The following is a 2070-nucleotide window of genomic DNA, read 5'->3' as shown; positions in this document are numbered from 1 at the left end:
CTACTTATTAGATATCAATTAAAAGATATTTTGTCAACCCCTGAAATTAGAAAAATTTTTCTATATATTTGTTTTTAGAAAGAAATAACTTTATCTATCGGAAAATTTCTAAGAATTCTAAATTGGGTTCAGGATTGGAGCTGGCTCTCCTGAAAGTTCAAAAAGGCCTGAGCCGGGGGAGAAAGGGTGCGCCGGGCCGGATAAACCAGAAAGAAATGCCTTCGAATATGCAAATCCTTAAGGGGCAGGATGCGAAGTTCGCCCCTGGCCACCTCCTCCTCCACCGCCCGCTGCGAAACAAAGGCCACGCCCAGCCCTGCCTTAACCGCCTGTTTTACCGCCTCGGTGGAGCCCATCTCCGCTACTAACCGGATCTGGGCGGTGTCCAGCCCCGCCTTCTCCAGCACCCGGAGCACCGTCTTCCAGGTGCCGGACCCGGGTTCCCGGGCAATAAGCGGGAGATGGGGCAATTCCTCAAGACTCACCGGAGAAACGGAATAATCCGGGGGAGCGATGAGGATAATCTCGTCCTCACAGCAGGGCTTGAATTCCAGTTCCGGATCCTCCTCCCGGGCCCCCACCATACCCAACTCAAGTTCTCCTTCCCTTACCCTGTCAATGATCTCTCCGGTATCCCCTACCTTAAGAAAAACCGAAATTCCCGGATAAACCTTCCTGAAAGAAGCGATGAGCCGGGGCAATAAATAGTGCCCCGGAATAGTGCTCCCCCCGAGATCCAGTTTACCGGTCTTTTCGCCCCGAAAGTAGGCCATTTCCCGTTCCATCTCCCGATAGAGGAAGAGTAATTTACGGGCATATTCGTAAAGAATCCTGGCCGCCCGGGTAGGAAGAACCGCCCGGGTATGCCGATCAAAAAGTCTCAGCCCGAAATATTCCTCCAGGGCCTTGATATGTCCGGAAATGGTGGGCTGGGTAAGATGAATCTTCTCCGCTGCCCGGGAAAAACTACCCGTTTCCATCACCGCCACCAGGGCCTCCAGTTTACGCAGATCCAGCATCGTTCTCGCCTCCCCGGAAAAAGTGAGATAAAATTTTATCGCCCCTTCGAGGATTGTCTAATGGCTCACCAGGTACCTCGACGCCGAACCAGGGAAATACACGTCGGCTGGGTAAAGCTCGGCGGCGATCATCCGGTGGCGGTCCAGAGCATGACCAACACCGACACCCGGGATGTGGAATCCACGGTGGCCCAGATCCGGCAACTGGAAGAAGAGGGTTGTGAGATCATTCGGGTCGCCATCCCCGATCAGGAAGCCGCCGAGGCCCTACGCCAGATCATCCCCCGGATAGGTATCCCTCTTATCGCGGACATCCATTTCGACTGGCGTCTGGCGGTGGCCGCCCTGAGGGCCGGGGCTCACGGAGTACGCATCAACCCCGGCAACATCAAGGGACGCTCCAACGTGCGCAAGGTCATTGAGGCCGCCCGGGCCTGCGGGGCCTGCGTGCGTATAGGGGTCAACGCCGGTTCCCTGGAAAAGGATCTCCTGCGCAAGTACGGGTGGCCCCGTCCGGAGGCCCTGGTGGAAAGCGCCCTCCGCTGGCTGGATTTCGTGGTCGGAGATCTGGGGTTCGAAAACCTCAAGGTCTCCCTCAAGTCCTCGGATCTCTGGCACACCGTAACCGCCTACCGCGAGTTCTCCAGAAGATCGGATTTTCCGGTCCATATCGGGATAACCGAAGCCGGAGGCCTCATCCCCGGCACGGTTAAAAGTGCCCTGGGCCTAGGGCTCCTTCTTTCCGAAGGGATCGGAGATACTCTGCGGGTCTCCCTTACCGCTCCCCCGGTAGAGGAAGTCCGGGTGGCCTGGGAGATCCTTAAGGCCGTGGGGATAAGACGGCGCGGGGCCGAAATTGTGGCCTGCCCCACCTGCGGCCGTTGCGAAATAGATCTTATGTCCCTCTACCAGGAAGTGGAACGTTACGCCCGTAACCTCAAAGCCCCCATCAAAATCGCGGTCATGGGATGCGTAGTTAATGGCCCGGGAGAGGCCCGGGAAGCGGATATCGGTCTGGCCGGAGGCAAGGGGGTGGGGATCATCTTCCGGG

Annotated in this window: 2 protein-coding genes; one reads left to right on the top strand and one right to left on the bottom strand. The window is 56.9% G+C overall.

The window, feature by feature from the left end:
* Window positions 1-128 precede the first annotated feature (128 nt).
* The gene (locus tag F8J34_RS08265) at window positions 129-1019 is read right to left on the bottom strand and encodes a selenium metabolism-associated LysR family transcriptional regulator (RefSeq protein ID WP_297058205.1); all 891 of its coding nucleotides are present in this window, start codon (window positions 1017-1019) and stop codon (window positions 129-131) included.
* Window positions 1020-1079: 60 nt separating this feature from the next.
* On the opposite strand from F8J34_RS08265, the gene ispG reads away from it, so the two are divergent.
* Window positions 1080-2070 (top strand): flavodoxin-dependent (E)-4-hydroxy-3-methylbut-2-enyl-diphosphate synthase (ispG, locus tag F8J34_RS08260; RefSeq protein WP_297058202.1); only part of this gene is annotated, 991 nt, incomplete at its 3' end.

This window comes from Thermosulfurimonas sp., from assembly GCF_015491435.1.
Taxonomy (GTDB): Bacteria; Desulfobacterota; Thermodesulfobacteria; order Thermodesulfobacteriales; family Thermodesulfobacteriaceae; genus Thermosulfurimonas_A.
Note: the sequence above shows the minus strand (reverse complement) of the source record. Positions and strands in the feature narration are given on the sequence as shown.

Excerpts from the sequence above, each read along its gene's own strand:
- F8J34_RS08265 (WP_297058205.1), bottom strand. The coding sequence starts at position 1,019 with ATGCTGGATCTGCGTAAACTGGAGGCCCTGGTGGCGGTGATGGAAACG.